1 pseudogene is annotated in these 2,979 nt (G+C 38.5%); it reads left to right on the top strand.

What is annotated here, in order from left to right:
- Positions 1-705 precede the first annotated feature (705 nt).
- A pseudogene (locus M4Z11_RS07285) lies at positions 706-2,979 on the top strand (hypothetical protein); the annotation flags it as partial.

The raw sequence follows: 2,979 nt of genomic DNA, 5'->3' as shown, positions 1-2,979 counted from the left end.
CGGAAATATTCGCTCTAATATCTCTGTAACAACCTCAGGTAGTCACTTCGGAGTAGGTGGAGGTATACAGTTCACTCTTAACTAATTACCTATTAATACTACCCAATCAAAAAACTCTCATTTCCACCCGAAAAGCTCTCATTTCTTCTCCAAAAGATCAGAAGTGAGAGTTTTTTTTCGTATAAATTAACACCCTTTTAGTAAAATATATTTAAAAAACGAAAAAAACTTAAATTCCAACCTTTCGTGTTTTATATTAGCAGCCCACTCTTAAAATACACCACATTAAGGATATTAAAAAATAAGCAAACACCCTCTCCACGAACTTTATTATATATAATAAAATACTTATTTAATTAGACCGCAAACTCATACCTCATAAAAAAGATCACATACAATCATGATATAACCTATTAAAATAAAATTATGTCCTTTTAATGGCATACACTCTCACTAAAAAACCTCAAAACGATAGAAACTACTGCTAAATACAAACAACAACCTAAAACAATTTAAATAAAAAGACCAAAACCTCATTAATTGAAGAATTCTTAATATGATCACGACCTTATCTTAACCACCCCTAATAATCTCTAAATGTGTCTTTTTAATGTCTAAAATTTATTTTTTATTTCTACTGGAGGACTAATTATGAAAAGATTATATCTTAGCTTAAAAAGCGCTGATTTAAGGGGTTGTTCTTTATTGAAAGCCGCTTCATTAGGTACTGTTATGACAGTGCTCTTATCGAGTGTTTCACCTGTCATTGCATCTACTTTTTCTCCAGTAGAAATTATGTCTCAAGGTCCTGATTTAGCTTTTTTAAATATAAAAGCTTCTGATCATGATGAGGATAATGCTTCGTCGTCTGCTCTATTAGCAGCTACAAAAGAGCAATATGAGAAGTTGCTCATGGAGGCTTTGCCTAATGTTGGAGGTGATTATAATTTTTATGTGTCTGGAGATTATCCAATAAATTTTACTGTTAATAGCACGGTAAGAAGCTCTGCCGATAATCCAAGGTGTATTAAACAACCTGGGCTGATAGGTTGTTATACAGATGGTCTAGCTTTGGGAGATGCTATTCAGTCAGATGAAGGATCAATTACAATAGGCTCAGGTGTCGCTATTGGTGGAACTGGTGCAGATATTGTAATAAGTGGCCACTATGTTTTGGGTGAAAAGGCGAGTGCTATTTCGAATGCGATTGCAATAGGGCGAGAGCTAGTAGGTGAGAGACTTGGGGAGCCAGGGACGCAAGCCATAAGTGAGGCTGCGTTAGCAGATTCCCCTTGGTCTGTGGCTATAGGCACAAACACTAAGGTGTCCGCTGGTACCGATAATTCTGTTGCGCTGGGTATGAATGCTAAAATAGGGATCGGGTCTAGTGACTCTGTAGCGCTGGGTCATAGCACTAATGTAGGGGCCGGGTCTCGTAACTCTGTAGCGCTGGGTTCTAGCGCTAAGGTAGGTAACAATAGCGTTGGGGGGATTGCTATAGGAAACAGTGCTCAAGCGAATGTTGTAAACGGGGTTGCTTTAGGTGCTGAATCTGTGGCTGATGTTAAAAAAGGTGTTGTAGGCTATAAACCTGGTAGTACTGCTTCTAAGGATGATTTTATATGGACCGGCACTTCTGCGGCAGTTAGTGTTGGTAATGTTGTGAAAAAGATAACACGACAAATTGTGGGAGTAGCGGCTGGAACTCAAGATACTGATGCTGTGAATGTTGCACAGTTGAAATCATTACAGGAATTGGTAACAGAGAATACGGGAGGAAAAGGTTGGAAGCTTTCTGTTGGAGGACAAAATACGACAGATGTTGAAGCAGGGGGTACTGTGGATTTTTCATCTACTGGCAATCTTCAAATTTCAAAGGATGAAAAGAATAAAGTAACATTTGATCTTGCGAAGAGTATCACCGTTGATAAGCTAACAGTAGCAGGACATATCTTAGATAAAGGTGGCTTAATTCTTAAAGATGGTCCAAGTATGACAGTTATGGGGATCAATGCGGCCGACAAGAAGATTACAGGTGTCGCTGATGGTATGGTGGATAGTGATGCTGCTAATATAAAGCAGCTGAATGCAGTTGAAAATTTAGCGAAAAACGGTTGGAAGCTGCTTGTTCCAGGTGGTAAATCTATAAATGTTGGAGCAGGTTCCGAACTTGGTTTTTTTACGGGAAGTGAGAATCTCTCAATTGTGGTTAGTGATCAAGGTGCTATAACATTTGATCTTGCGAAGAAGATTACTGCTGATGCTATCACAGTAGGAAAAAATATTTTAAATGAAAATGGCCTACAGATTAAAGATAAGGGCGATGTGCTTGGCCCAGCGATATTGGTTAGTGGGATCAGTGCAGGCAATAAAAAGATTACAGGCGTATTAGTTGGGACAGAAGATACTGATGCAGTTAATTTTTCGCAATTGAAAGCAGTAAAAAATGAATTAGAAAAGAATAATTGGATTCAGCAAGATTCTGCGACGGGTGTTATTACAATAGGTGCGCAAGCAGGTGGTGAGGCAATTAATCTTGCGAACAAAGAGAAAAAAGGTCGGACTCTTTCCGGCTTGAAGGATGGAGAAGTTTCAACAACTTCGACTGCAGCAATTACTGGTGGACAGCTTTATGCATTAAATCAGCAACTTGCTGACTATTTTGGAGGTGGTGCAGGATATGGAGCTAACGGATGGACTGATCCAAAGTTTGAAGTTGTTCAATTTAATTTTGGCGGTAAAGCTGGTGAGAAGACATATGATACCTATAATAATGTAGCTGATGCTTTTGGTGGTGTTAACAAAAGTATGGAAAACCTAAATAATCGTATTGATAGTGTCGAGAAGCAAACAGAACAGAATGGTTTAAACTGGGATGAAGATAAAGGTGCTTATGACGCAAGACGTAAGGATGAAAAAGGAAATCTTGCCACTAGTACGATTACCGGTGTTAAAGATGGAGAAATATCAAAAGGCTCT

Origin of the sequence: Bartonella bilalgolemi (assembly GCF_023500045.1) — a bacterium.
GTDB lineage: Bacteria > Pseudomonadota > Alphaproteobacteria > Rhizobiales > Rhizobiaceae > Bartonella > Bartonella bilalgolemii.
This window is presented reverse-complemented; position numbering and strand designations above follow the sequence as displayed.